This is a genomic window from Rhodococcus sp. KBW08, from assembly GCF_003852455.1.
Taxonomy (GTDB): Bacteria; Actinomycetota; Actinomycetes; order Mycobacteriales; family Mycobacteriaceae; genus Rhodococcus_F; species Rhodococcus_F baikonurensis.
Genome location: NZ_QAJJ01000025.1, coordinates 1 through 24,204, shown reverse-complemented (window position 1 = coordinate 24,204; position 24,204 = coordinate 1). Strand labels below are relative to the sequence as shown.

Sequence of the window (24,204 nt, the reverse complement as noted above, 5' to 3'; positions counted from 1 at the left end):
AAGCAGTGAGTGCCGAATCAACCCACAATGCCCACTGGTCGATCTCCCACAATCGAGATTCGGTCCATCACACGTCTCGCCGGGAAGTAGTCGCTGGCTGCATAGTGCTGGCACGTTCGGTTGTCCCAGAAGGCAACGGTATTCGGCTCCCACTTGAGACGGACCTGAAACTCCGGACGGTTGACGTGCCGGTAGAGCATCGCGAGAAGCTCGTTCGACTCCTCTTCGGATACCCCCAAGATTTTCTGCGTGAAGGTCATGTTGACGAACAACACCCGCCTGCCGCTTTCCGGAATGACCCGAACCACCGGATGGTGCACCGCGGGGAACTTCGGACGCAGCATCTCGACGGCATCGGCCGGCATCGACCTCCCGAAAGAATTGATCCAATCATGTTCAGCAACAAGAGGATCGATTCGCCTCTTGACGTCTTCCGGAAGCAGATCGTAGGCAGCAGCGGTGTCAGCCCACAATGTGTCACCACCCACCTCTGGCACCTCGACTGCACGAAGCACGGCAGCAAACGATGGAAACTCGTGCCACGTCACGTCGTTGTGCCAGTTGTTCTCGACGCCGCCGACCATCCCATCCTTGGCCAGCGTCGTGACATCGACGTCCGTCTGCCCGGGCTGCGTGTACTTGAAGAACGGATGCTGTTCCAGATCGCCCCAACGCTCGGCAAATGCTCGATGTTCCGCTCGGTCGAGGTCCTGATTCCGAAAGAAGAGGACTTTCCATTCGAGGAGAGCTCGGCGGAGCTCCGCAATCACGGCATCGGACAGGCCCCCACCGAGTCGTATACCGGAGATTTCCGCTCCGATCGTCGGCGCGACCGCCTTGACTGCAAAGTGTTCGTACGGCGCCGTAACTACCGACTCAGGATTCCGGCGAGCAACGAGTGGACCGTAGGCAGCAAGCGGATCGGTGGGAATCGGAAAGATTGTTGCCGCAGGAAAAAGGGTAGCCATCAGGGCACTTCCTCGGAATCGACAATGTCGTAACGGACGGTACCCACGTTAAGGTTTCATCCTTAATGTGTCAACGGTCACGTTCCCCGGTCGCACCTTGACCCTGACGCCGCGTCAGGGTTGGAGAATGGTTTCCACAGACGGAATCCGATTCGATCACGGGAGGGCAAGGCGATGATGACCATCGGCGAGCTGGCCAAATTGGCCGGCACCACCGTCAGATCCGTGCGCTACTACCACTCGAACGGCCTTCTCGAAGAACCACAACGCCAACCGAACGGCTACCGCATGTACCGCGCGGTGGACCTGGCACGACTGAGCCGCATCCGCCGCCTGCGCGATCTGGGGATTCCTGTCGCCAAGATCGCCGAGCTCCTCGACGGCGACGCTCACGACACCCGGTCCGCACTCGATGCCCTCGACAAGGACTTGGCAACAAAGGCCGAACAGATCGCTGTTCAGCGTGCTCACATCGAGTCGCTGCGCCGCAACGCCGACCCTGAACTACCCGATGCGTTTTCGGAAGTGCTCGCACAGTATGTCGTTGCCGGTGCGCCGACAGCGTGGATCGACAACGAGCGCGAACTTCTGATCCTCGCACTCACGGTCTCCGGGGGTGATCCCGAGGTCTGCGATTCACTCCTGTCCGCACATCGCCGGGTATTGGCTGAGCCGAACCGCGAGCAGGCCATCGAACTGATAGCCCGCATGTATGCCCTCGCCGACGCACCGGCGGACGCGGATACAATTGCGGCCCTTGCCATTCAGTTCTGCGACTTCACCGAGAGCGTGCTACCCGAACAAGCTGCACCGGAGAACGCTTCCCCAACTCGACTGGTAGCGGTACTGCGCGAACACCAAGCGGATCGACGAACCGTCACCCAGGAAAGATTCGCGAAGGCTGTGGCTGCGGAGTTCGCCGCCCGCCAATCCCGACCCTGAACCCCGACACCGAATCCCCACATCAGAAGTGGGGCGATCAATGCTGCCCGAAGAGGGCTCGACGCAAGGACACGACAATGACTGGATCCATCATGCCCAGATCACGCATGCCTCGACCACGAAAATGGCTGGCTTCCACCGTCGCTGCGGCCGCACTCGCTGTGCCCGCATTGGCGGCGTGCTCGGAACCTGCTGCCCCGCAGACAGCTCCACAACCCGATCTCAGCGCGTTCTACGATCAGACTGTCGAATGGGGGCCGTGCGCCGCCGATACCGCGACATCCACGGCAAGTGACTGCGCCATGGTCACAGTACCTTTGGACTATTCCGCCGCTGACGGCAAGACGATCGAAGTGGCGATCTCGCGGGTCGCCTCCACCGACCCCGCGCAGCGACGCGGGATCCTGCTCACCAACCCCGGCGGCCCGGGCGGCCGAGGTCTGGGCTTGCCCGAGATTCTGAACGCGGGCATGACACCGGAAGTCGCAGCGGCATACGACGTCATCGGTATGGACACCCGAGGACTCGGCAAGAGCACGCCGATCGACTGCGGCGTCGAGCAGATGACATGGATGCGTTCACCCGGTACCACGGATGAGGGATGGAACGAAAGTGTTGCGCTCGCACGCGAGGCCGCCGACAAATGCTGGGACAAGTACCCGGACTATCTGCCGCACATCAATACTCAGAACATCGCCCGCGATCTCGACGTGATTCGCGATGCCCTCGACCAGGAGAAAGCGTCGTACTTCGGGTGGTCGTACGGCACATATCTGGGTGCAACCTATGCTCAAATGTTCCCCGACCGGATCGACCGTGTGGTTCTCGACAGTGCACCGGACCCGAAGAAATACGGATACGAAATGTTCCAGGACATGGGCCCGGCCAACGAGAAGGCTATCGACGGTTTCTCGCGGTGGGCAGCAGAACACAACTCCACCTATGCACTCGGATCGACGCCCGCCGAGGTTCGAGCCCTCATCGAGAAGCTGATCTCGGACGCTGCCACCACTCCGATTCGTATCGGTGACTACGTCGTCGATGATCACGTCCTTCCATTCCTGATGTACGTCAACGGAACCGGCGACACCGAGATGGAGAGCGAGGCATTCGCACAGGTATTGGTTCAGTTGCGCGATCTCGCCGCCGGCAAGACCGTCGAGAACATCCATCCCCAGCTGACGGGACTGATGCAGGCGTGGTTCCAGACCGAGTTGGGAACCGGCCCTGACTATGCCGGAACAATCGCCATTGTCTGCGGAGACGTGTCGATGCCGAGCGATCCCCAGTGGTACCGCGACAAGTTGGAGGAGCACCGCACTGATCAGCCGATCTTTGCCGGCACTCACAACACGATCATGCCGTGTGCATTCTGGCGCAGTGAGGCCCCGACGCGGATCGACATCGACAACAACGTTCCGACATTGCAGATTCAGGCAACCGGTGACACCCGCACGACGTACGACGAAGGACTCGGCATGCATGAAGCGATGAAAGGCTCACGGCTCGTGACAGTTCCAGGCCGTACTCATGCGGTGTTCCCCGGTTACGCGAATGCTTGCGCAAACGCCGCCGTCAACTCGTACCTGCTCGACGGCACACTGCCGGAAGAGGACGTGGTGTGCGAGTCGTGACGGTATCCGGTGATCCCGTCGCCGGAAGACCTGCGTGATCTGATGCGCGATTGCCCCTCGACAATCGCGCATCAGGCAGACAGAATAGTTCGGTGAGTCCCATTCATCGGGCCGACGGCGAGATTTCGGCAATTGGTCGTTCCACCGAGATCCTGAAGACTTTTCGTGACAGCTCAGGCGTTCTCAGCGCAGCAGCGCTGGTTCGCCGAACCGGCATGGCGAAAACAACGGTGTACCGAATGGTCGACGATCTCGTCCGAGTCGGGTTGCTCGAACGGCAAGGAACCAACTACCGCCTCGGCCTGCTCTTGTTTGAGATCGGTGAATCCGTTCCACGGCAGCGAAACCTCCGCGAAGCAGCGCGCCGACACCTCTCGGCACTGCGTGAAGCAACCGGACACAATGTGGGCCTCGCGGTGTTGGACGGTTTCGACGTGGTTTACCTGGATGTCTTCCGCGGAGACGACGGACCACGCCTTCCTCAACAGATCGGCGGTCGATGGCCTGCACACGCAAGTTGTTCCGGCAAAGCAGTATTGGCCTTCACAGACTCTTCGGACTTCGCGATGCCCACTCTACTCGAGGCACACACCGAGAACACCATCACCGATCCCGAACTCTTCCGCCGAGAGCTGGACCGTGTTCGCAAGCGTGGTGTCGCCTTCGACCGCCAGGAAGCATTTCCCCGGATCGTCGGCGCCGCAGCACCAATATTCGGCCCCGACGAAGACGTCCTCGGCGCTATCTCCATTTCCGGCATGGCCGGCCGAATCAATCTGACCCGTATCGACGCGGCGGTGCGGACGACGGCAATCGCCATCTCACGCGATCTCTCGAGCGCCCAGTCCGTCGTCCGCCCTGTCCTACAACGACGTTGACGCCGTCAACCACGCCCGACGTACGGCATACGGTTGGCCATGATCGTCAGAGTCGGGACATTCACGTCGAGTGGTAGATCGATCAGTTGTACAACGGTGTCCGCCACATGACGTGGATCGAACGTCGGCTCCGGCTTGGTGGTGCCGTCGGATTGTCTGGCGGAGTGGCCGATTCCGGCTGTCATATCAGTTGCCGCATTACCGATGTCGATTTGGCTGCAGCAGATGTCGAACTCTCGGCCGTCGAGAGAGATCGACTTCGTCAAGCCTGACACACCGTGTTTGCTCGCCGTGTAGGCGGCGCTGTCGGGCCGTGGTGTGTGAGCAGAGAGCGAACCGTTGTTGATGATCCGGCCTCCTCTCGGATCCTGCGTTTTCATGATCCGAATCGCTTCACGCGCACAAAGGAATACACCGGTGAGATTGGCTGCGACCGTCGCGTTCCAGGCTTCAGGATCGATCTCGTCCACACTCCCCGATGGCCCGAATGTCCCTGCGTTGTTGACAAGCACATCGAGTCTGCCGAAACGCTCAGACACAGACGCGAACAACCGGTGAACCGAATCGGGCGAAGACACATCAGCGGGAATTACCACTGAGCGCTCGTGACTCGCCCCCGTCGCATCCAAACTCGCTCTGTTTCGACCGGCCAGTACAACATGGTGTCCGGCGTCGAGTAGACCGATGGCCATTGCGCGGCCGAGTCCTGACCCTGCACCGGTCACGACCACGACTCGGCTCACGCGCTCAGTGATTGTCACCGTGTACCTCCGTTCCACGCTTGCCTACCAGGAAATCGAAATCGACCCCTCGGTCAGCCTGCATCACATGATCTACGAACAGTCGTTGATACCCACTCGTGCACTTTTGTAAGCGCGGCGGCAACGCCTCGAGACGCCTGGCCAGCTCGTCGTCGTCGACGAGTACACGCAAAACCCCACGAGCGACATCCAATTCGATCAAATCACCATCCTTGACCGCACCCAGCGGTCCACCTGCTTCCGCCTCGGGTGCAACGTGCAAAACGACTGTGCCGAAGGCGGTTCCACTCATTCGCGCATCGGAGATCCTCACCATGTCTCGCACACCCTGCTCGAGCAACTTCCGCGGAAGCGGTAGATTACCTACCTCTGGCATCCCCGGAAACCCCTTCGGCCCCGCACCGGTGAGGACGATGACGTCCCCGGCCTCGATGTCTAGATCCGGCGAGTCGACGCGCGCCGTGAAGTCATCCATTCCGTGAAACACGACGGCACGACCCACGTGGTTGAGCAAGTCCGGCGACGCCGCAGATGGCTTGATCACTGCACCGTTCGGCGCGAGGTTGCCAGTCAGCACCGCTATGCCGGCTTGCTCCAGCAATGGTGCCGTCGTGCTACGAATTACGTCGCGGTCCCAGATTGCTTCACCGGAGTTGTTTTCACCGAGCGTCTTTCCGGTAACTGTGGCGGCGGTCAGATGGAGGATGTCTCCGAGCTCGGCGATCACCGCAGGCAGCCCGCCGGCGTAGAAGAAATCTTCCATCAAGTAGGTGCCCGAGGGCATGAGGTTGACCAGCAGAGGAACGTCACGACTCTGCTCGCCGAAATCGCTGAGCTCGAGAGGAATTTCCAGTCTTCCGGCGATGGCAAGCAGATGCACCACAGCGTTGGTGGACCCACCGATCGCCGTGTTCACCTTGATCGCATTCTCGAATGAATTTCGGTCGACGACCGAAGACATCGTCAGGTTCTCGACAACCATCTCCACGATTCTCACGCCGCTGTCGCGTGCAAGTACACGCCGCCGTGAATCCACTGCCGGGATCGCAGCATTACCGGGCAGCGTGAGGCCCAAAGTCTCGACAATCGAAGCCATCGTCGACGCGGTGCCCATAGTGTTGCAGTGACCAGGCGATCGAGACATCGCCGATTCCGCTGCTCTGAACTCACATTCGCTCATGCACCCCGCTCGCACTGCTTCACTCATCTCGAACACCGAGGTTCCAGATCCGACAGTTTTACCTTGATGGCGGCCGTTCAACATGGGCCCACCGGATACGACAATGGTGGGAAGGTCACAACTGGCTGCGCCCATTACCAGCGCCGGGGTGGTTTTGTCGCAGCCGCAGAGCAGTACGACGCCGTCGATCGGATTGGCTCGAATCGACTCCTCCACGTCCATGCTGACGAGGTTCCGATAGAGCATCGTGGTGGGGCGGATGATCGTCTCACCCAATGACATCACCGGAAACTCAACTGGAAATCCGCCCGCTTCGATGACACCCAGTCGCACCTGCTCGGCCAGATCTCTGAAGTGAGCGTTGCACGGCGTGAGCTCGGAATACGTGTTGCAGATACCGATAACCGGTCGGCCGTCGAACATCCGATCAGGGATACCCTGGTTCTTCATCCACGAGCGGTGGATGAATGCATTGAGATCATTGCCTCCGAACCAATCCTGCGAGCGAAGTGTTCTACTCGTCGGTGTTCTACTCATCCGAACCCTCCAAACCAAGGATTGCCCTTGCCTCCCCAGGTGTTGCAGGCTGCATTCCGAGTCGCTGGACGATGTCGACGATGTTCTCCACCAAACGAACGTTCTCGGCCGGCTCCCCATTCGCGAGAAACGGATAGTCTTCGATTCCCACACGCACGTGCCCACCGAGCACGAGTGCATGAGTCAGACCACGCAGTTGATCTGGCCCGCTGATGCTCACGGAGAAGACCGATTTCTCCGGTAGGTGTTCCACCATCTGCTGCAAGATCTGCGGGGAGTACGGCATCGCATTCTGAAAAGTTCGATCAAGTCCCAGTACAAGATTGACGAGGTGCGGGCCAGGCTGCTCTTCGGTCAACGTACGTATCTCCTGGAGCAGATGTGACGGGCTGAAGGCCTCCCATTCAGGTTTGATTCCTAGTTCGCGCATTGACGCTGCCAGTTCGGCGGCACGACTGGGCGGCGTGTCCATCAGTACCTCACCGACCGGTGATGTCACATAGGCCGTGATGGCATCGAGCGTGCATGTGTCTGCTCCGCCATGCAGGCCCTGCAGCCTCGCGTCCCAGTCCACGACGCGCGTTCCGTCACTGCGAACACTCACCATGTCACCGTTGACTCCGCCGCCGGTCGAGTTGTTGATCACGATGTCGCAGCTTTGGCGGACAAGCGTATTCATCCGCCGATAGATTGCGGCATCACAGGTCGCTTGATCGTCCGGTCGTCGAGCATGAAGTGCTGCCACGCTGGCTCCAGCGCTGTGGCAGCGTGCCACATCCGCCGCAATCTGCTCAGGCTGAGTCGGAATGAACGGATTGTCGGCAACAGTGAGGAAGCCACCCGTCGGGGCAACTGTGACGATGACCTTGTCTCGCAGATCGCTCATGCCGGAACGCTCTTGTAGCTGGATGCGGCGAAGAACATGGCAATCGCCGATGCCCCGGGGTCCTCGACGCCCCTGGCGTGTTCTCCCACGTAGGTCGCGCGTCCGCGGCGGGCGAGCATCGCGCGAGTCGATTCGGCGCCGAGCCTCGCAGCCGTGGCCGCAGAGCTCAAGGCAGCAGACAAGGTTGCCCCGCTGACTGCCGCCTCGGTCAATGCGCTGGTTGCGGGGACCATGGCGTCGACCATGGTCTTGTGACCCACCTGGGCATTGCCGAGACGCTGCACCGCAGCTGTCGCCGTACCTAGGGCAGAAGCCAAGTCTGTTGCGGTCACTTCAACTCCAGAGACTGCTCCGATCCGGCCGAACCACAGACCGAGAAGTGGTCCGCTTGTCCCACCGATGCCGAGAAACGCATCCGACGTACGGGCGAACACTTCACCAGGACTGGTCGGCGGGTCGGAACGAAGTCGTTGCACCGCACTTCGCAGGCCCGTCCGCAGATTCATTCCGAAATCGCCGTCTCCGACAAGCCGGTCCAAATCTGTGAGGGAATCGAATTGATCTTCGGCAGCGTCGGCAAATCGATCGATCCACGCCCGAGTGTCCCCGACGCTCAACGTTGTCATCATGAAACTCTTTTCAGTAGTGCATATTCGAGTTACCAAGCGAGTGCGGGAGTGCGTACCGTTGCATCCCAGAGATCCAGAAACTCCTCGGTCGAACGGAGAAGGGTGATAGAGAGCCCGTGCATATCCAATGCAGTGACGAAAGAACCTGCAATCACCCGATCCAAACCGATACCGGCATCCCCGAGGAAAGACTTCAATTCTGCAGTGGCAATCGATAATTCGAGTCCATGGGTTGCCCCTAGCCCATTCACTATCGCTATCACACCGTCCCCGCGCTCCACCCCGACAGCATCGAGGATCGGCTCCGACAACTGCGCCACGAGTTCGGCTGCAGGAACCGTCGGACGCGTCTCACGTCCACGCTCGCCATGGATTCCGATGCCGAACTCCATCTCCCCCGGCGCCAGTTCGAAGGACGGACGATCCTGTCCGGGAGCCGTGCACGAGCGGAAAGCTGCACCCAACGTCGCCGACGCCGCCACCACCCGGCGCCCCAAGTCAGCGATCTCGGAAAGCGCCCAGTGCCGTTCCGCGGCCGCCCCACAAATCTTCTCCACGGCAATTACCGCAGCGGTACCACGACGTCCAGGTCCACCCTCGTCTGCAGTCGTCGTCGCGAGATCGTCGTCGACCATCACGATCTCCACTTGCCGCTCAGTTCCGAGTAACTCGGCCGCGATCGAGAAATTCAGTTTGTCTCCGGTGTAGTTCTTCACGATGAGAAGGGCACCCCGTCCGGTCTCGACAGCATTGACCGCAGCGCGGATCTGAAAGGCTGTGGGACTGGCGAAGACCGACCCAGGAACTGCGGCGTCCAACATGCCGGATCCGACGAACTCCGCGTGTAGCGGCTCATGCCCGGCCCCGCCACCCGAGACCAACACAACTTTGTCTCGGGCGACAACCGCGCGAGTCACAAACGACGGATCTCGGTGGTAGGAGAGCATTTCCGGGTGCAGGATCTGAAGTCCTTCGAGCGCTTCGCGGACTACATCCTCGGGCCGATTGACCACATGGCCGATCATGACGAACTCTCGGACGCCGACATTGGACCGACAGGGAAGCAAACCGCGAACGCACTCACACACGTGCGAACATTGTCACCGACCCGTATCCCAGCCGACGCCGCGGGTTCGTTGACGTAGGAGACAGTTCCGTTGTGCCACATATCCATTCCATTGCTGATTTCGGCAGAGTCGTGACTGACCGCTACGCCGGCAAGTCCCGCATCTCCCATGCGGACGATTCCGATGATCCCTGCGTTATCCTTGCCGATTCCGGCATCGTTCAGCACAGCCAACGCACAGCCCGTCCCAATCGCCATCCGCCCTGACTCTTGACCGCCGTTGGATGCCGCAACGACGATGCGGTCGCGGTCCGACCGTTCGATCTGCGACATACTGTCCATGACGACAATCTGTCTACCGTTCTCCACACCGACAATGTTCCGAAACATCAGTCGACGCTCCTCTCTATCAGTGCCAGCACTTCTTCGGAAACGCGGCTGCCCACACGCACACCCGCTGCGACCGCAGTCGGATTGGCATACGTCACGATGCCGCACTCCCACACGTCGTTGCCATCTCCGATACGCGAACTCTCGTGTCCGACTGCAATGCCGACGATCTTCTGGGCATCGATCGCAGCCAAGCCTGCGATTCCGGCCTTGTTCTTCCCTATGCCGGCGTCATTGCACACCACAACACGAACCCCGAACCCGACGGCGTACTCTCCAGCACTCGTCCCTCCGTGTGATCCGGTCACGATCACATCACCGGCCTGAGCCGAAGAAGCAAACGCAATCGAATCCATGATCCACACTCTCTTTCCGTTAGAGGAATGAACCAAAGTAGGTTCGGCACCTTCGGTTTCAACTACTCGCATGGCCATCCACCCCTAGAATTCGACGTGCCTGATCAGGACTTGCGGGTTCACGCCCGTACCGCCGAGCGATCGAAACAACTTCGGTGACCAGATCAGGTGTGGAGGGATATCCCAGTTCTTCGTAGTGGTAGTCACCGGCTCCGATTGCAACGTGGCCCCCGCGCTTGATCGACTCTTCAGCTGCTGCAAGAACATTGCCTCGGTAGGCCGAGACGATCCACTCCACTGGAAGATCAGCCGGCAGGAGGTCCAGTTGCGCACGTAGCCCTGCCGCTGTCGCCGGATGTGCAGCCGGAAACTCGTCACCACCGAGAATGAAAGCGATCACCAATGGTGACGACGGATTCCGCACCCTTGCGTGGGCGAAGATCGCGCGCGTCCAACTCACGTTGAATGACGTCTGGTATGGCGTCATTCCCAATTCACCAGCGCGCGAAAGTAACTCGATCTGTGTTCGAGTGTCGTTGACGAAGACCCTGGAATCGGTTGCGAACAAGCCTGTCGTCGCATCGATCAAGTCCATCGCCGCACAACCCATATCGACGACCAAGAAGTCGGAACGTCGTTTCGGATCACTTTGGTTCGGGGCAAGATTCGACAGCCGCTCATCTATCGTGTAGCCGGGAACATTGGCCATCGACGGCGCAAGCAGCAGATTCGATACCGCCCGAACCCGCTCGACGATCTCTCCGTAGGTCGCCGCCGAGTGATCCACGCCGCCGTCCACGGCTCGACCGTGAAAATGCATCAACGACGCCCCCGCATCCTCACAAGCGCGGGCGGTGTCGGCTATTTCGCTGGGCGTCCACGGAATGTGGGGGTTGGGTGCGCGCATGGTGTTCTCGTTGACGTGCACTCCGATGATCACCGGTTTCTCCGTTGTATTGGACGTTGTGTCAAGAGTCATGTCGCTCCTTCGCAAGATTCCAACCGGCTGTCATCGACTGACCTCCGTCGACCGTCCACGTCTGACCCGTCACGAAACCGGCGCCGGGACCAGCGACAAAGGTCACGACTTCGGCAATCTCAGCCGGCTCCGCGTAACGGCTCAACGGGATCGACTGCAAGATGGCGCTCTGCATTTCAGGGCTCTGGGCCCGACTGGCGAGCGGGGTCAGGGTCGATCCGGGCGCGACGCAGTTGACTCGGATCCCCTCGCCGGCGAGCTCGATCGCGAGTTGTGTGGTCAACGCGACCACGCCACCTTTCGAGGCGGAATACGCAGCGCGGTCTACGCTGCCGCGTAGGCCGGAAACCGAGGCAATTGTCACCACCGATCCGCCGCCATCTCCGGCGAGCAGATCCACGAACTCCCTGACCACCGCAAACGTGGAAACGAGGTTCAGCTCGAGGGTTCGCCTGAATCGATCGGGTGTGGTGTGCCGGATCGGCGCGTTGTCCGCGGTTCCCGCCGAGGTCACAACCGTGTCGACACGACCGAACAGCTTCTCGGCGACGTCGCGAAGCCGTCGGATATCCCCCTCATCGGTGACATCCACTCGAACGCCGACTGTCCGTGTATCTGGTTCTGGCGCAGTGTCTCCGGATGTATGCGACAGGTCGGCAGAGATGACATTCCAACCCAAGTCGGCGAATCGTTTGCACGTTGCCAGGCCAATCCCCGATGCGCCACCAGTGACGATCGCTACCTTCCTACTCACGACTACAGCACCTTCCTCATGTCGCGAATGGGATTCGACCCGTCCCACTCCTTCGATGCAGCCTCGACTGCGCGAAACAGATCACCCTTCCTTCCACTGACCTCCGAGATTTCGATGACTGTTCCCGGATACGGGCCGTCCTCGTAGTACACGAATCGCTCGTCCGGAGCGCCACTACCGGACCTACCACTCTGCAATTCGACGAGCCCTCGGTTCTTGGATTCCTCCATATATCGATCGAAATCCGCTGTCCAGTAGGCAACATGTTGAAGTCCTTCGAGCCCGCGATCTGCGAACTCGCGAAATGCCGACGGCTCATCGTTGTGTTGTTGAATCAGCTCGATCTGCGCGCTTCCGCTGTGCGCGAGCGCCACACTGAATCGAGGCGCACTCGACTTGCCACGGAAGACGAAGTCGTTCAACGGTTGGTCCTCCACGAAGAAGAAGGGGCCTACGCCGACAACGTCGATCCAATGCTTCAGCGCGCTGTCGATGTCGTTGACCACAAAACCCAATTGGCGCAAAGGCCCGAAGTATCTACTCACGAAGTCCTCGTTTGTTCGTTGCCGACGAAACTACGGTCGACGACTGTGATCCTGATAAGTGATGATGTCCTGCGCATGCTCGCCTGAAGAATGAAGAATTCCCGTTGATCGGGAATCTTCCGGGCCGAGACTCGGCTCAAACCTGCTCAGGTGCAACCAAGGTTCCGGCGTCGCGCTCCGCCCGGTAATCCAGAGTCAGTTGGGCGTTGGCCTTGTCGGCCTTTCTGGTGATCACCTTGAGCAGCAGCACGATCAATGCTGCCGTCGCCAGCACCGCGGAGTACACCCCGATTGCCGGTGTGAAACTGTTGGTCGCGTCCTTGATCCAGCCGGTGACCTGTGGACCGAAATAGCCTCCGAGGTTACCCATTCCGTTGATGACACCGAAACCTGCCGCCAAGGCAGCGCCGGTAAGGAAGCTCGAAGGCATGGTGATGAAGATGCTCATCGAACTGTAGAGACCGATCCCGGCGATGCAGAATCCGAAGATGGCGACAACAGGTGTGGTGAAGAACAGCGCAGCAATAGCAAAACCGAGTGCTGCGACCGATGCGGCGATGGCGAAGTGCACGGGGCGCTCTCCGGCGCGGTCCGAATGGCGCGTCCACCAGATCATCGGTCCGATCGCAATCAGTGCAGGTAGTGCGGCAACCCATCCGATCTGATTGGTGCTCATCCCGAATTGCGCGTAAATCTGCGGCATCCAAATCTGGAAACCGTTGAGGCTGAAGGTGAAACAAATGAACACGGCGATCAACACCAGCACTCGTGGGTGCACGAGTCCCTGGAGGAAGCTGTGCTTACCGACGACCGCTTCGCGCTCTTGCGCCTCCGACTCGAGCGTATCGGTGAGCCAACCGCGTTCTTCCTCGGAGAGGAACTCCGCCTCGGAAGGCTTGTCCCGCAGAACCTTGTAGATCACAAACGCCATGACCACGGCGGGGACGCCGGTGAGAATGAATACCCATCGCCATCCGGAAAGCCCGAGAAAGCCGTCGATAGCCATCAGGTGCGTGGTGATCGGAGTACCCAGGCCGGAGATACAGATGAAGGTCACGATCCACGCCATTGCTTTGCCTCGATCCCGATTCGGGAACCACTTCGAGACGAAGAACAGCATGCCGGGCGAAAAGCCGGCTTCGGCAATACCCAACAGGAATCGTGCTGCCACCAATCCGCTGGCACCCTGAACGAACGCGGTTCCGATGGTGACCACGCCCCACGTGATCATGATTCGTGTGATCCAGCGCCGCGCACCGACCTTTGTGAGGATGTAGTTGCTCGGGGGTTCGCAGATCGTGTAACTCCAGAAATAGATTCCGGCCGCAAACCCGAACATCGAGGCCGATATTCCGAGTTCTTTGTTCATCGTCAATGCTGCAACGCCGATGTTCAATCGGTCGAGATACAGGACGATGTATGCCAATCCGATGACCGGCATGAAGCGGAGCATGACCTTCCGGACGGTCCTGGCCGGAAGGGGAAGTTGCTCGGTGACTGTTCTTTCGTGACGCATGATTCACCTCGTACTCATTCGAACACATCATTGTGATGGCTGACACAGAGACGATGCGGGTCGCGATTCGAACTTCACAGACACGATTCCCGATGATCGGTACTCGATTCGTGAGCAATCGACCGGCCGGGGTGACAAGAAGGCGGAGTGCCTGTCGGTTTCGACAGGCACTCCGCGCGGTGAAACATAGGCTTTCCGGGGGCATTCAGCCAGTCAGCTCACTCTTGATCTCGTTCTTGAGAACTTTACCGACCTTGGAGCGAGGTAGATCGTCCCAGACGATGACTTGCTTCGGAGTCTTCACACTTCCGATGCGAGCTTTCACGAAAGCCATCACCTCGGCGCCGTCGATAGCGGCGCCGAGGTGTGGCTGCACCACTGCCACAACACGTTCGCCCCACTTGTCGTCCGGCAACCCGATCACTCCGCAGTCCTGGATCCCCGGATACGCCATGAGCGCCTGCTCCACCTCGACCGAGTAGACGTTGAAACCGCCCGTGATGATCATGTCTTTTGCACGATCGACGATGAACAGGAAATTGTCCTCGTCCAGGTATCCGATGTCGCCGGTGTGATGCCAGCCGTGAGCCGACGCTTCCGCGGTCGCGTCGGGGTTCTTGTAATAGCCCGCCATCACCAACGAACTGCGGATCACCACCTCACCACGCTCCCCGCGGTCGAGCAGTGCGCCTTTGTCGTCCATGATCCCCACGGTCACCAACGGCGACGGTCGACCGGCCGAGGAAAGTCGCGACGTTGCGACAGTGCCGTCCGGGCCGAAGTGTTCCTTCGGTGACATCGTCGAGATCATCATGGGGGCTTCACTTTGCCCGAACAGCTGAGCCATGACGGGGCCGATCTTGTCGATCGCCTCCTCGAGCCTGGTCGGGGAGATCGGTGCCGCGCCGTACCAGAAGCACTGCAACGAGCTGAGATCCGTGGCCGCAAGACTCTCGTGCTCGAGCAACATGTAGATGAGCGTCGGCGGCAGGAAGGTGTGAGTCACCTTGTGCTTCTGAACGTGCGCGAGGAAGTACCCGAGATCGGGCTTCGGCATGATCACCACTTCGCCGCCGAGGGCCATGATCGGGAAGCACAGAACACCGGCGGCGTGAGTCAACGGCGCCAACGCCAGATACACCGGTCGTCCCTCGAACGGATAGCTCATCAAGGTGATGGCCGTCATCGTCTCGATGTTGTGCCCGGTCAGCATCACGCCCTTCGGCCGACCCGTCGTACCACCGGTGCCGACCAGCATAGTGACGTCGTCGGGTGCAACGACATCGAGTTCTTGTTCCCCGAGCCAGCTTTCGAGAGACTGAGCCGATTCCCATTCGCCGTCGACGCAGACGAGCGTCACCAACTGGGGAAGCGCGTCCTTGATCTGGTCGACCAGCGACGCGTACGACTTCTGGAAGAACAGCGCACGACAGTCGAACAGATCCAACAGATCCCGATTTTCCGCGGCTTCGTTACGAGGGTTGATCGGGCACCAGACCGCGCCGGCCCTGCTGATACCGAACACGCAGGAGAACGAGATCGGGTCATTGCCGGACAGAATCGCGACCTTCTCGCCCGGCCCGATGCCCGAAGCCGCGAGCGACGCTGCGAAGCGTCGGCTGAACTGTTGCACCTCGCCGTAGGAGAGAGTGCGCTCCCCCATCGTCAAACACGGTGCGGTGGAACCCAGAGAGGCTCCCTTGTCGAGATAGTCGGTCAAACGCATGGGGAGCCTCCAGGGCGGGGCTCCCGGCGCGATGCACGCCGGGAGCCGTGAACATGATGACGAGGATGACGAGCTAGGCGTTGATGGTTACTTCCGGTTCCAGCGCCAGCCCGAAACTACGTAGCGCGCCGAGCAGTTCGCGATGGCCGAACGCCTGGCACGCCGAGGCAAGCCCGGTCCGCTTGGGCGCCTGCTGAAGCAGCGAATGTGCTGCATATGCATGCAGTAGGCCCGTCTGCTTGTAGTTGCAGTTGCCGTGGATCACGACGTGCGAGCGACCGAGCGGGCCCGACGCGTAGACGGAGTCCAATGAGGTGTTGATACGCGGATTCTCACGAGGCGGCATCCCAGCCTGCACCGAACCGGCGATCTCGGCCAGGGCGGCTTCCTGCTCGTCGGCAGGCAGGGTCTTGATCTGCTCCTCCACGATCTTCTGTGTCGCGACAACACCTTCCATCACGGTGCGGTCGAAGACACCGCCCGCAGCCTTGACATTGGAAACTCGCGGATCGTTCTTGAACCACACCGGGTGACACGTTCCGCCCCACGGCAATGCCAGCGCGGTTTCGTGCTGGCCGGGAACGACGACGTCGAAAGTCTGACCGGGCGCCCACTGCACGTACTTGTTCTGCTCGAGGTAGTACCAGTTCGCCTTGAGGATGGTGAAGATCGTCTGAGTGGAGGCGTAAGTGGGGAATCCCTTCCACAGCACCAGAATGTCGAGCGTATCGAGGCCCGGCGTTTCCAGTGCGATGTTGGCCGCGATCTCACCGGTGGTGTACATCTGCGCGATGCCGGGCGAGAGAAGCAGGCCCTTCTCCTGGTACTTGTCGCTGAACTTCTCCTGGACGTCGAGTACCCAGTCCTGCTCACCAGTGGTGTCCATGTAGTGGCAACCGGCATTCAACGCGGCCTCCACGACGGTGCCGCCAAGCTTGATGAACGGCCCGACCATGTTGCTGACAACCTGTGCACCGGTGAACAATTCGGTGAGCGCCTCGACAGTGTGCTCGACCTCGACGACCTCGTGATCGACGGTGTCCAAACCGGGGATCTTGTCGAGTACCTCTTGAATGCGAGCGGCGTCTCGGCCGGCAGCGATGAACGGGATGTTGAACTCGCGCAGGTATTCACACACCAGGCGACCGGTGTACCCAGAGACGCCGTAGACGATGACTGGCTTCTTTTCGGACATGTTCGTGGAACCTTTCGAAGACGAGAGAAGGGGATAGTTACGAATCGGGGGCGAGTTACATGCCCATTCCACCGTCGACCGGGAGGCCGATACCGGTGATGAATCGTGCGGCGTCGGAAGACAAGAACACCACGGCGTCCGCCATGTCGTTCACTTCACCGAGACGGCCGAGCGGGGTGAGACCGATGACGTCACCGACTGCTGCTTCGGCACTGGGCCAGAGGCCGAGCTTCTCCATGTCCGCCGCGAGTCCGAGCCCCATCTCGGTGGCTACGAGGCCCGGGTAGATGCAGTTGACGCGGACTCCGTAGCCGAGCTTGCCCGACTCTGCGGCGGCAACCCTGGTGAAGCGATCGACCGCGGACTTTGTCGCGGAGTACCCGCTGATGCCGGGAAAGGGAATGGTTGCGGCGACCGAGGAGATATTGATGACGGAACCGCCGGTGCCGGCTACTCCGCCCGGACGCATGCTACGCAGTCCGTGTTTGGTTCCGAGCGCCGTTCCGAGGATGTTGACCTCACACATGCGCCGAATGTCGCCTGGATCGAGGTCGACCACCAGCGAGGAAATCTCGATGCCGGCGTTGTTGACGAGGATGTCGAAGCCACCGAGAGTCTCCGCGGTGGCAGCAACCGCCTCTGCCCAGTTCGCGTCGTCGGTGACGTCCAGCTTCACGAAGCCGGTCTTCACTCCGCCGGAACCGACAGCCTCCGCGGTGGCGCGGCCCTCGTCTTCGAGAACGTCGCCGATCATCACTGACGCTCCCGCCTTTGCCAACGCCTCAGCCATACCGGCTCCGAGCCCCTTGGCACCACCTGTGACCAGTGCTTTTCGTCCCTCGAGATCAAACACACTCATTTTCGACTGCCTCCATGACTGAAACGACTCTCGCGATGCCACCGTTCACAGCGACGCTGCCAAGTGGTGTGAGTCACAGAGTATTCAACTTTGGACGAGTGTCAAGAGAAATCTTGACGACTGTCAAGATTTCGTTACACGCTCGTCAAAGACCAGGGGTTACACTGGGTCGAACGCGGCGATCGTGCCGCTGTGGAAACCGCAGGGAACAGGACGTGCCATCGTGACCACGACAGTCGAGAAGCCAAGTGGGGCAGGAAAAAAGGCGGTTCCTGCCTCTTCGGAGAAGCGGTCCAACGCCGACAAGGTGTCACGTCGCCAGGTCGACAAGTTCTCCGAGCGACGCGATCAACTGGCCGAGGCGGCACTGCAAACGCTGGCCGAACTGGGCTACGCGCGCACGAGCCTGCGCGAAATCGCCCAGAATTCGGAGTTCTCACACGGCGTTCTGCACTACTACTTCAGCGACAAAGTCGACCTGATCACCCACTGCGTGCGCCACTACAAGGCGCGCTGCGTCACCCGCTACGACGGCATCGTCGCCACCGCTCAGACGCCTGAGGAACTGAAAGCCGGTTTCGGCGCACTGCTCGCGGAGACCATGATCGAAGAACCGACGATGCACCGCCTCTGGTACGACCTGCGCGCGCAGTCGATGTTCGAGGAGTCGTTCCGAACGGACGTGGCCGCGATCGACGAGAGTCTCGAAAACATGATCTGGCGCATCGTGTCTCGCTACGCCGAGCTTCTCGACGTCGAAGCATCGGTCACCTCGCCGGCGATGTACGCGATCTTCGACGGCCTGTTCCAGCAGAGTCTGCTCCGCCATCTGTCCGGTGATCAGACTGCTGCGAACTATCTTTCGGAGAGCGTCCAGCAGATGCTGCCCCTGGTCGTGCCCACACCCTGAGTCGGCTCAGCGGGCAGCGATGCCTTCCGCGACGTACCTGGCTCCGCGATCGAATTCGCCGACCACGTCGTAATCGGCGTCTTGCCGCCAGAAGCGGACCAACGCCCCGTAGGTACCACCGATCATCTGCGCGAGAAACAGCGGCGGGTAGTCCGATCTCACTTCGCCGGCTTCGATACCGGCAGTGACGATCCGCAGGAGTTCCACGTGGAACCGATGATCGTGGGCCGCCCCCGCTCCGGAGGAGGCGAAGTCGCGCTCCAGTTCTGCAGTCACCATGCGCAGATAGCGCGGATGCATGATCGCCTGTTGCGCAAAGTCCTGAAAAATCCTGGAGATCCGATCAGAGGTCGGCATCGGCGATTCCATGAGCTGATCCACCAGTGCCGCAAGCTGATCGAGGTGATCACTGTGCAGCGCCTCGAGAACCGAGTCCTTGCCCTGGAAGTAATTGAAGAAGGTGGCTCGCGACACCTCGGCTCGCTCGGCGATGTCGTCGACGGTCGTGCTGGCGAAACCCTGCGCCGAGAACAGAATTCGAGCAGCCGAGAGCAACCTGTCGTTGGTATCGCGCTTGTTCTGTTCTCGTTTGGAAATCACGTCGACCTGCCTTTCTCCGCCTCAGGACACAGTCTTCGCCACAGTCCGGAATGTGTCCAATGTCGGTCTCGCCAGTTGAAGCACCACCCCTTCGTTTGATGGACTACAGTCCAATTATGTCGACTGTTTCCACAGACCGCCACGACCGCGTTCTCATCGTCAGAATCGAACGCGAAGAACGTCGCAATGCGATCAATCGTGAAACTGCCGAGGGAATCGAAGCCGCGCTGAACCTTCTCGACGACGACCCCGATCTGTGGGTCGGCATCATCACCGGAACCCCCAGCATCTTTTGCGCCGGAACCGATATCCGAGAGCGGGCCGATCTTCGCATGCCCCGCGGCGGCGAGTACGGCGTCATTCGGCGCCGGCGGAACAAGCCCCTGATCGCTGCAGTCGAGGGATACGCGCTGGGTGGCGGTTTCGAAATCGCATTGGCCTGCGATCTGATCGTCGCCTCCGCCACAGCACAATTCGGCCTTCCCGAAACCAAACGCGGCCTGGTTGCGACGTCCGGTGCACTCTTTCGGGCGCCTCGCGCGCTTCCGATCAACGTCGCCCGCGAACTCTTGATCACCGGCCGCACACTGGATCCCGAACGGGCCAAGGACCTCGGCGTCGTCAATGCAGTCACTGCCGAGGGCAAAGCACTCGACGAGGCACTGGTGATGGCAGCGGAGATCTGCGAGTCCTCCCCCACCTCTGTGAGCTTGAGCCTGAAGGCGATCGACGCGCTCTACGCCGACGCCGACGCCGACGCCGTCGGATGGGAGGTCACCGACGACGCCAAGGATGCAGTGTTGCGCTCCCCGGACATCGCCGAAGGGCTCGACGCCTTTGCCAGTCGTCGGACACCCCGATGGAGCGGACTGCCGCCCGCATGAGCGACCACGATCCGAGACAGATTTCCTATACGTCTGGTCGGAAAGGGTATGAACCGGTTACAGTCTCTCCTGTGACGGGAATCGGCGCATACGAGACGGGCACGCTGCTGACGCGGCGGCGCCATGTCGACTTTGCGCATGTCTGTACATCCGGGTGTCCGATCTACTGATCGGACCTACGACGTGAGCGCCGCTCACGTCGATACTCGTATGTACACCCAGATCAGGGGACATTTCTGTCATGACCACCGCTTCCATCTCACACCTGAGTTCCGTCGTAGCAGCCAACGCCGACGCCATCGACAAGGACGCGAGCAAAGCGCACGTCGTCTTCAAGGCTTCCGCCCAGGCGCACGACGCCGTTGCCAGCACCATTTCTCTCGGTAAGTACAGCGTCGAGGTCGACGAGCCGCCGGCCCTCGGCGGCGAGAACACCGCAGCCAATCCTGTCGAGTACTACCTTGCTTCGCTTCTGTCGTGCCAGGTCGTCACCTACCGCGTCTGGGCCGACAAGCTCGGTATCGCTCTCGACGACATCTCGGCCAGAGCCGAAGGTGACCTCGACGTTCGTGGATTCTTCGGCTTCGACGACGCCGTCCGTCCGGGATTCTCCGAGGTACGCGTGGTCGTGACCCTGACCGGCCCGGAAACCCGCGAACGCTACCTGGAGCTGCAGGAGACGGTCGACGCCCACTGCCCCGTACTCGATCTCACCCGCAATCCCGTCCCAGTGCATACAGTCGTCGAAACCGCCTGACCCGCATCAACCCACCTTCACCACGGAGTATGAATTCATGAGCGAGAACACCCCCGTCGACACCGATCCGACCGCCGATTGGTCGTTCGAAACCAAGCAGGTCCACGCCGGACAGGGCCCGGACAGCGCCACCAACGCTCGGGCACTTCCGATCTACCAGACCACCAGCTACGTCTTCGACAACACCGACCATGCGGCAGCACTCTTCGGCCTCGCCGAGCCGGGCAACATCTACACCCGCATCATGAACCCGACTCAGGACGCCGTCGAGCAGCGGATCGCCGCACTCGAAGGCGGAGTCGCGGCTCTGCTGGTTGCGTCCGGCCAGGCCGCCGAGACCTTCGCGATCCTCAACATCGCCGAAGCCGGTGACCACATCGTCTCCAGTCCTCGCCTGTACGGCGGCACGTACAACCTCTTCCACTACACGCTGCCCAAGCTGGGTATCACCGTCGACTTCGTCGAAGACCCGGACAACCTCGATCACTGGCGTGAGGCAATCCGTCCGAACACCAAGGCGTTCTACGGCGAGACCATCTCCAACCCCAAGAACGACGTGTTCGACATCCCCGGCATCAGCGCAGTCGCCCATGAGCACGGCATCCCCCTGATCGTGGACAACACGGTGGCAACTCCTTACCTCATTCAGCCGCTGAAGCACGGCGCTGACATCGTCGTCCACTCCGCCACCAAATACCTTGGCGGACACGGCACCGCGATCGCCGGCGTCATCGTCGACGGTGGCACCTTCGACTGGACCCAGGGACGCCACACCAACTTCACCACCCCGGACCCCAGCTACCACGGCGTCACCTTCGCCGATCTCGGTGCACCCGCCTACGCCCTCAAGGCGCGCGTTCAGCTTCTGCGCGATCTCGGCTCGGCCATCGCACCGTTCAACGCCTTCCTCATCTCGCAGGGCATCGAGACCTTGAGCCTGCGCATCGAGCGCCACGTGTCCAACGCCCAGAAGGTCGCGAAGTTCCTCGAGGGCCGCGCCGAAGTCACGTCGGTCGCGTACGCCGGACTGGAATCCTCACCCTGGCACGAGCGCGGAAAGCAGCTGGCGCCCAAGGGAACCGGCGCCATTGTCGCGTTCGAGCTCGCCGGCGGAGTCGACGCAGGCAAGAAGTTCGTCAACGCACTGACGCTGCACAGCCACGTCGCCAACATCGGCGACGTTCGCTCACTCGTCATCCACCCCGCCTCGACGACGCACTCGCAGCTCACCCCCGAGGAGCAACTCGCTTCGGGCGTCACCCCGGGGCTCGTCCGCCTCGCGGTCGGTATCGAAGGAATCGACGACATCCTCGCCGACCTCGAAACCGGTTTGGCAGCAGCAGCTTCCTGATCGAGCACACGAAAAAGCTCGGTCCCGNNCGGGACCGAGCTTTTTCGTTGCGTCAGAACTAGCTCTTGGGAGTGAACGCGGCCAGCGGTTCACTGTCGGACCAGTCGTGGCCCCAGTAGCTGTCCGCCGTGATTTCCTCAGCGGTGTAGAAGGTTTCGTCGACAAGCATGCCTTCGCAACCGAACTCGAGATCCCAGCCACCCGGTGCACGCACGTAGAACGACACCATCTTGTCGTTCGTGTGGCGACCCAACGTCGAGGAGATCGAGAAGCCGAGCTTGGCAACACGATCGAGAGCCTGACCGACGGCGTCGAGAGTCTCTGCTTCCATCATCAGGTGCACGAGACCGGGCTCGTCCACCGGCGGCGCCGGGCACAGCGCCAGGCTGTGGTGGCGCTGGTTGACACCCATGAAGCGAACGCGGCGAGCCGGCGGCGGCGCATCGATTCCGCCGAGACGGATGGAACCGCGCGGGAGGAATCCGAGCACCTCGGTGTAGAAGGTGTACGCCTCGTCGAAACGCGTAACCGGAAGCACCACATGGCCGAGGCCCTGATCGCCGGTGACGAAACGGCCGCCGTGCGGGGTGACCAGCGGGCTGTGGTCAAGCACCGGCCCGAAGAAGACCTCGACGCGGTTGCCGTTGGGATCGTCGAATGCGATGACCTGCTCGGCATCGCGGTAGCTTGCGTCGACCTCGGAGAGGACCTCGACCTCGACTCCGGCCTTCTCCACTGCTTCACGAACACGCTGGAGCGCGAACTGATCTCGCACTTCCCAGCCCACTGCGAGGGCCTTGTCCGTCTCGCCGGGCAGGACGATCAGTCGCGCACGACGCTCGTCCAGGCGCAAGTAGAGGCCGTCGGCTTCCGGGCCACTACCGACCGCGAGGCCGAGTCCGTCGACCACGAGCTCGCGCCAGCGAGCCACGTCCTGCGTTTGGATCCTGAGATACCCCAGGCCCCGAATTTCAGTCATGCCTAACCGTCCTTGCTTCGAGAGTGATTGTGGGACTAGATCATCGAGCGGTGGATGCCCTGCGGTTCGCCACCGAGCTGCGAGAGCGTCGACGCGTGGAAGATGGAACCGGGTACGTGGATCGCATGCGCCAAACCGGCATGCGCATCACGCCAGAACCGCTGCATCGGCGTGTTCAACTGCAACGCGCCACCACCGGAACGAGCAAAGATCTCGTCCACCGCCCGCACCGCCCGCCACGCCGCAGCAGTCTGCGTACGCCGACCGACCGCACGCAGCTCGAACGAAACTTCCTGCCCCTTCTCCGTCATGTCCCAGAAACGATCCACCGTCTCCAAGATCGCAGCCCGAGAAGCAGCGATCTCGGCCGCAGCCTCACCGATCGCGAACAGCACGTACGGATCTTCCTTGATCGGAACACCACTGACCGTCACCCGCTCACGCTGCGCAGCCATGTTGCACGCCAACGCACCCTCCGCGATACCGATCAACGACGAGGTGATTCCCAGCGGGAAAATGCACGAGAACGGGAACTTGTACAGCGTCTCCGTACGGCCCGCTTCCTTCCACGCCGTCCCGTCGTACACCTTTCCGGCGTCGATCGTGCGGTAGGTGGGCAGGAATGCGTCCTTGACGATCAGGTCCTTCGACCCGGTTCCGCGCAGGCCCACGACATTCCAGCTGTCCTGGTCGATGTCGTAATCGGAGCGCGGCAGCAGTACGTGCAGGTGCTTCGGCGGCATCAACGGCTTACCGGATTCGTCACCGACCATCGCGCCGATCATGATCCAGTCACAGTGATCGGTACCCGAGGAGAACGACCAGCGGCCGTTGAGGATGTACCCACCCTCGACCGGCCTCGCTACGCCCATCGGCGCATACGGCGACGCCATCCACGTATCGGGATCGGTTCCCCACACCT

The 24,204-nt window shown here is 60.9% G+C and carries 25 protein-coding genes; 7 read left to right on the top strand and 18 right to left on the bottom strand.

The genetic code is table 11. The features are described from left to right. Positions 1-17: 17 nt before the first annotated feature. Positions 18-968, bottom strand: a complete 951-nt coding sequence (locus DBV08_RS28270) for a TauD/TfdA family dioxygenase (RefSeq protein WP_124569597.1) — start codon at positions 966-968, stop codon at positions 18-20. Positions 969-1,142: 174 nt separating this feature from the next. Here DBV08_RS28270 and DBV08_RS28265 point away from each other — a divergent pair, with 174 nt between their 5' ends. The 3 genes from DBV08_RS28265 to DBV08_RS28255 all read left to right on the top strand — a co-directional run bounded on the left by DBV08_RS28265 (position 1,143) and on the right by DBV08_RS28255 (position 4,422). Then, on the top strand, positions 1,143-1,910 hold the full coding sequence (locus DBV08_RS28265) for a MerR family transcriptional regulator (protein WP_095968428.1): 768 nt from the start codon (positions 1,143-1,145) through the stop codon (positions 1,908-1,910). 77 nt (positions 1,911-1,987) lie between these two features. After that, positions 1,988-3,544, top strand: a complete 1,557-nt coding sequence (locus tag DBV08_RS28260; RefSeq protein ID WP_124569596.1) for an alpha/beta fold hydrolase — start codon at positions 1,988-1,990, stop codon at positions 3,542-3,544. 92 nt (positions 3,545-3,636) lie between these two features. Beyond that, positions 3,637-4,422, top strand: coding sequence for an IclR family transcriptional regulator (locus DBV08_RS28255; protein ID WP_095968426.1), 786 nt, complete (start codon positions 3,637-3,639; stop codon positions 4,420-4,422). A gap of 5 nt (positions 4,423-4,427) precedes the next feature. Here the strand turns inward: DBV08_RS28255 and DBV08_RS28250 are convergent, their stop codons facing one another. The 14 genes from DBV08_RS28250 to DBV08_RS28185 all read right to left on the bottom strand — a co-directional run bounded on the left by DBV08_RS28250 (position 4,428) and on the right by DBV08_RS28185 (position 17,801). Beyond that, entirely contained in the window at positions 4,428-5,183 is a 756-nt protein-coding gene (locus tag DBV08_RS28250; protein ID WP_095968425.1) for an SDR family oxidoreductase, read from the bottom strand. Beyond that, positions 5,170-6,900 carry an IlvD/Edd family dehydratase gene (locus DBV08_RS28245; protein WP_124569595.1) on the bottom strand — a complete coding sequence of 577 codons (1,731 nt, stop codon included), beginning with the start codon at positions 6,898-6,900 and terminating at the stop codon, positions 5,170-5,172. Before DBV08_RS28245 ends, DBV08_RS28250 begins: the two co-directional genes overlap by 14 nt. Beyond that, on the bottom strand, positions 6,893-7,786 hold the full coding sequence (locus tag DBV08_RS28240) for a 3-keto-5-aminohexanoate cleavage protein (RefSeq protein WP_020909189.1): 894 nt from the start codon (positions 7,784-7,786) through the stop codon (positions 6,893-6,895). The genes DBV08_RS28245 and DBV08_RS28240 overlap by 8 nt, the downstream gene beginning before the upstream one ends. After that, positions 7,783-8,412, bottom strand: a complete 630-nt coding sequence (gene dhaL / locus DBV08_RS33085; RefSeq protein ID WP_029256296.1) for a dihydroxyacetone kinase subunit DhaL — start codon at positions 8,410-8,412, stop codon at positions 7,783-7,785. Before dhaL ends, DBV08_RS28240 begins: the two co-directional genes overlap by 4 nt. 32 nt (positions 8,413-8,444) lie before the next feature. Beyond that, on the bottom strand, positions 8,445-9,440 hold the full coding sequence (locus DBV08_RS33080) for a dihydroxyacetone kinase subunit DhaK (RefSeq protein WP_124569594.1): 996 nt from the start codon (positions 9,438-9,440) through the stop codon (positions 8,445-8,447). After that, entirely contained in the window at positions 9,437-9,871 is a 435-nt protein-coding gene (locus tag DBV08_RS28225) for a hypothetical protein (protein ID WP_124569593.1), read from the bottom strand. Before DBV08_RS28225 ends, DBV08_RS33080 begins: the two co-directional genes overlap by 4 nt. Continuing rightward, positions 9,871-10,227 (bottom strand): hypothetical protein, encoded by a 357-nt coding sequence (locus tag DBV08_RS28220; RefSeq protein WP_007732768.1) that lies wholly within the window; start codon positions 10,225-10,227, stop codon positions 9,871-9,873. Before DBV08_RS28220 ends, DBV08_RS28225 begins: the two co-directional genes overlap by 1 nt. A 58-nt stretch (positions 10,228-10,285) precedes the next feature. Next, positions 10,286-11,206 carry a 3-keto-5-aminohexanoate cleavage protein gene (locus DBV08_RS28215; protein ID WP_095968419.1) on the bottom strand — a complete coding sequence of 307 codons (921 nt, stop codon included), beginning with the start codon at positions 11,204-11,206 and terminating at the stop codon, positions 10,286-10,288. Continuing rightward, positions 11,196-11,960 (bottom strand): SDR family NAD(P)-dependent oxidoreductase, encoded by a 765-nt coding sequence (locus tag DBV08_RS28210; RefSeq protein WP_095968418.1) that lies wholly within the window; start codon positions 11,958-11,960, stop codon positions 11,196-11,198. Before DBV08_RS28210 ends, DBV08_RS28215 begins: the two co-directional genes overlap by 11 nt. A 2-nt stretch (positions 11,961-11,962) precedes the next feature. Beyond that, complete coding sequence (locus DBV08_RS28205; RefSeq protein ID WP_166809077.1) at positions 11,963-12,505, bottom strand: VOC family protein; 543 nt, start codon at positions 12,503-12,505, stop codon at positions 11,963-11,965. A 136-nt stretch (positions 12,506-12,641) separates the two neighbouring features. Beyond that, positions 12,642-14,021 (bottom strand): MFS transporter, encoded by a 1,380-nt coding sequence (locus tag DBV08_RS28200; RefSeq protein ID WP_019745369.1) that lies wholly within the window; start codon positions 14,019-14,021, stop codon positions 12,642-12,644. Positions 14,022-14,226: 205 nt separating this feature from the next. After that, a complete protein-coding gene (locus tag DBV08_RS28195) occupies positions 14,227-15,747 on the bottom strand; it encodes an AMP-binding protein (RefSeq protein WP_124569592.1) in 1,521 nt (506 codons plus the stop codon). Between the two features lie 73 nt (positions 15,748-15,820). After that, positions 15,821-16,942 carry a DUF5938 domain-containing protein gene (locus DBV08_RS28190; protein WP_003940189.1) on the bottom strand — a complete coding sequence of 374 codons (1,122 nt, stop codon included), beginning with the start codon at positions 16,940-16,942 and terminating at the stop codon, positions 15,821-15,823. Between the two features lie 55 nt (positions 16,943-16,997). Then, a complete protein-coding gene (locus tag DBV08_RS28185) occupies positions 16,998-17,801 on the bottom strand; it encodes an SDR family NAD(P)-dependent oxidoreductase (RefSeq protein ID WP_095968414.1) in 804 nt (267 codons plus the stop codon). 307 nt (positions 17,802-18,108) lie between these two features. Between DBV08_RS28185 and DBV08_RS28180 the strand changes: the two genes are divergently transcribed. Next, the gene (locus tag DBV08_RS28180; RefSeq protein WP_095968842.1) at positions 18,109-18,711 is read left to right on the top strand and encodes a TetR/AcrR family transcriptional regulator; all 603 of its coding nucleotides are present in this window, start codon (positions 18,109-18,111) and stop codon (positions 18,709-18,711) included. Positions 18,712-18,717: 6 nt separating this feature from the next. Here DBV08_RS28180 and DBV08_RS28175 read toward each other — a convergent pair whose 3' ends face one another. Beyond that, positions 18,718-19,311: a TetR/AcrR family transcriptional regulator gene (locus DBV08_RS28175; protein WP_003940428.1), complete on the bottom strand. Its 594-nt coding sequence runs from the start codon at positions 19,309-19,311 to the stop codon at positions 18,718-18,720. Positions 19,312-19,427: 116 nt separating this feature from the next. Between DBV08_RS28175 and DBV08_RS28170 the strand changes: the two genes are divergently transcribed. The 3 genes from DBV08_RS28170 (at position 19,428) to DBV08_RS28160 (ending at position 22,303) form a co-directional block, all read left to right on the top strand. Continuing rightward, positions 19,428-20,195 carry an enoyl-CoA hydratase-related protein gene (locus tag DBV08_RS28170; RefSeq protein ID WP_185564958.1) on the top strand — a complete coding sequence of 256 codons (768 nt, stop codon included), beginning with the start codon at positions 19,428-19,430 and terminating at the stop codon, positions 20,193-20,195. 241 nt (positions 20,196-20,436) lie between these two features. Then, the gene (locus tag DBV08_RS28165; protein ID WP_007732784.1) at positions 20,437-20,952 is read left to right on the top strand and encodes an OsmC family protein; all 516 of its coding nucleotides are present in this window, start codon (positions 20,437-20,439) and stop codon (positions 20,950-20,952) included. A gap of 37 nt (positions 20,953-20,989) precedes the next feature. Then, positions 20,990-22,303 (top strand): bifunctional o-acetylhomoserine/o-acetylserine sulfhydrylase, encoded by a 1,314-nt coding sequence (locus DBV08_RS28160; protein WP_124569590.1) that lies wholly within the window; start codon positions 20,990-20,992, stop codon positions 22,301-22,303. 58 nt (positions 22,304-22,361) lie between these two features. Here the strand turns inward: DBV08_RS28160 and bphC are convergent, their stop codons facing one another. Together bphC and DBV08_RS28150 are read right to left on the bottom strand one after the other, a co-directional pair. Then, a complete protein-coding gene (gene bphC / locus DBV08_RS28155) occupies positions 22,362-23,282 on the bottom strand; it encodes a biphenyl-2,3-diol 1,2-dioxygenase (protein WP_095968411.1) in 921 nt (306 codons plus the stop codon). 35 nt (positions 23,283-23,317) lie between these two features. Continuing rightward, a partial coding sequence (locus tag DBV08_RS28150; protein ID WP_124569589.1) for an acyl-CoA dehydrogenase family protein occupies positions 23,318-24,204 on the bottom strand: 887 nt, incomplete at its 5' end.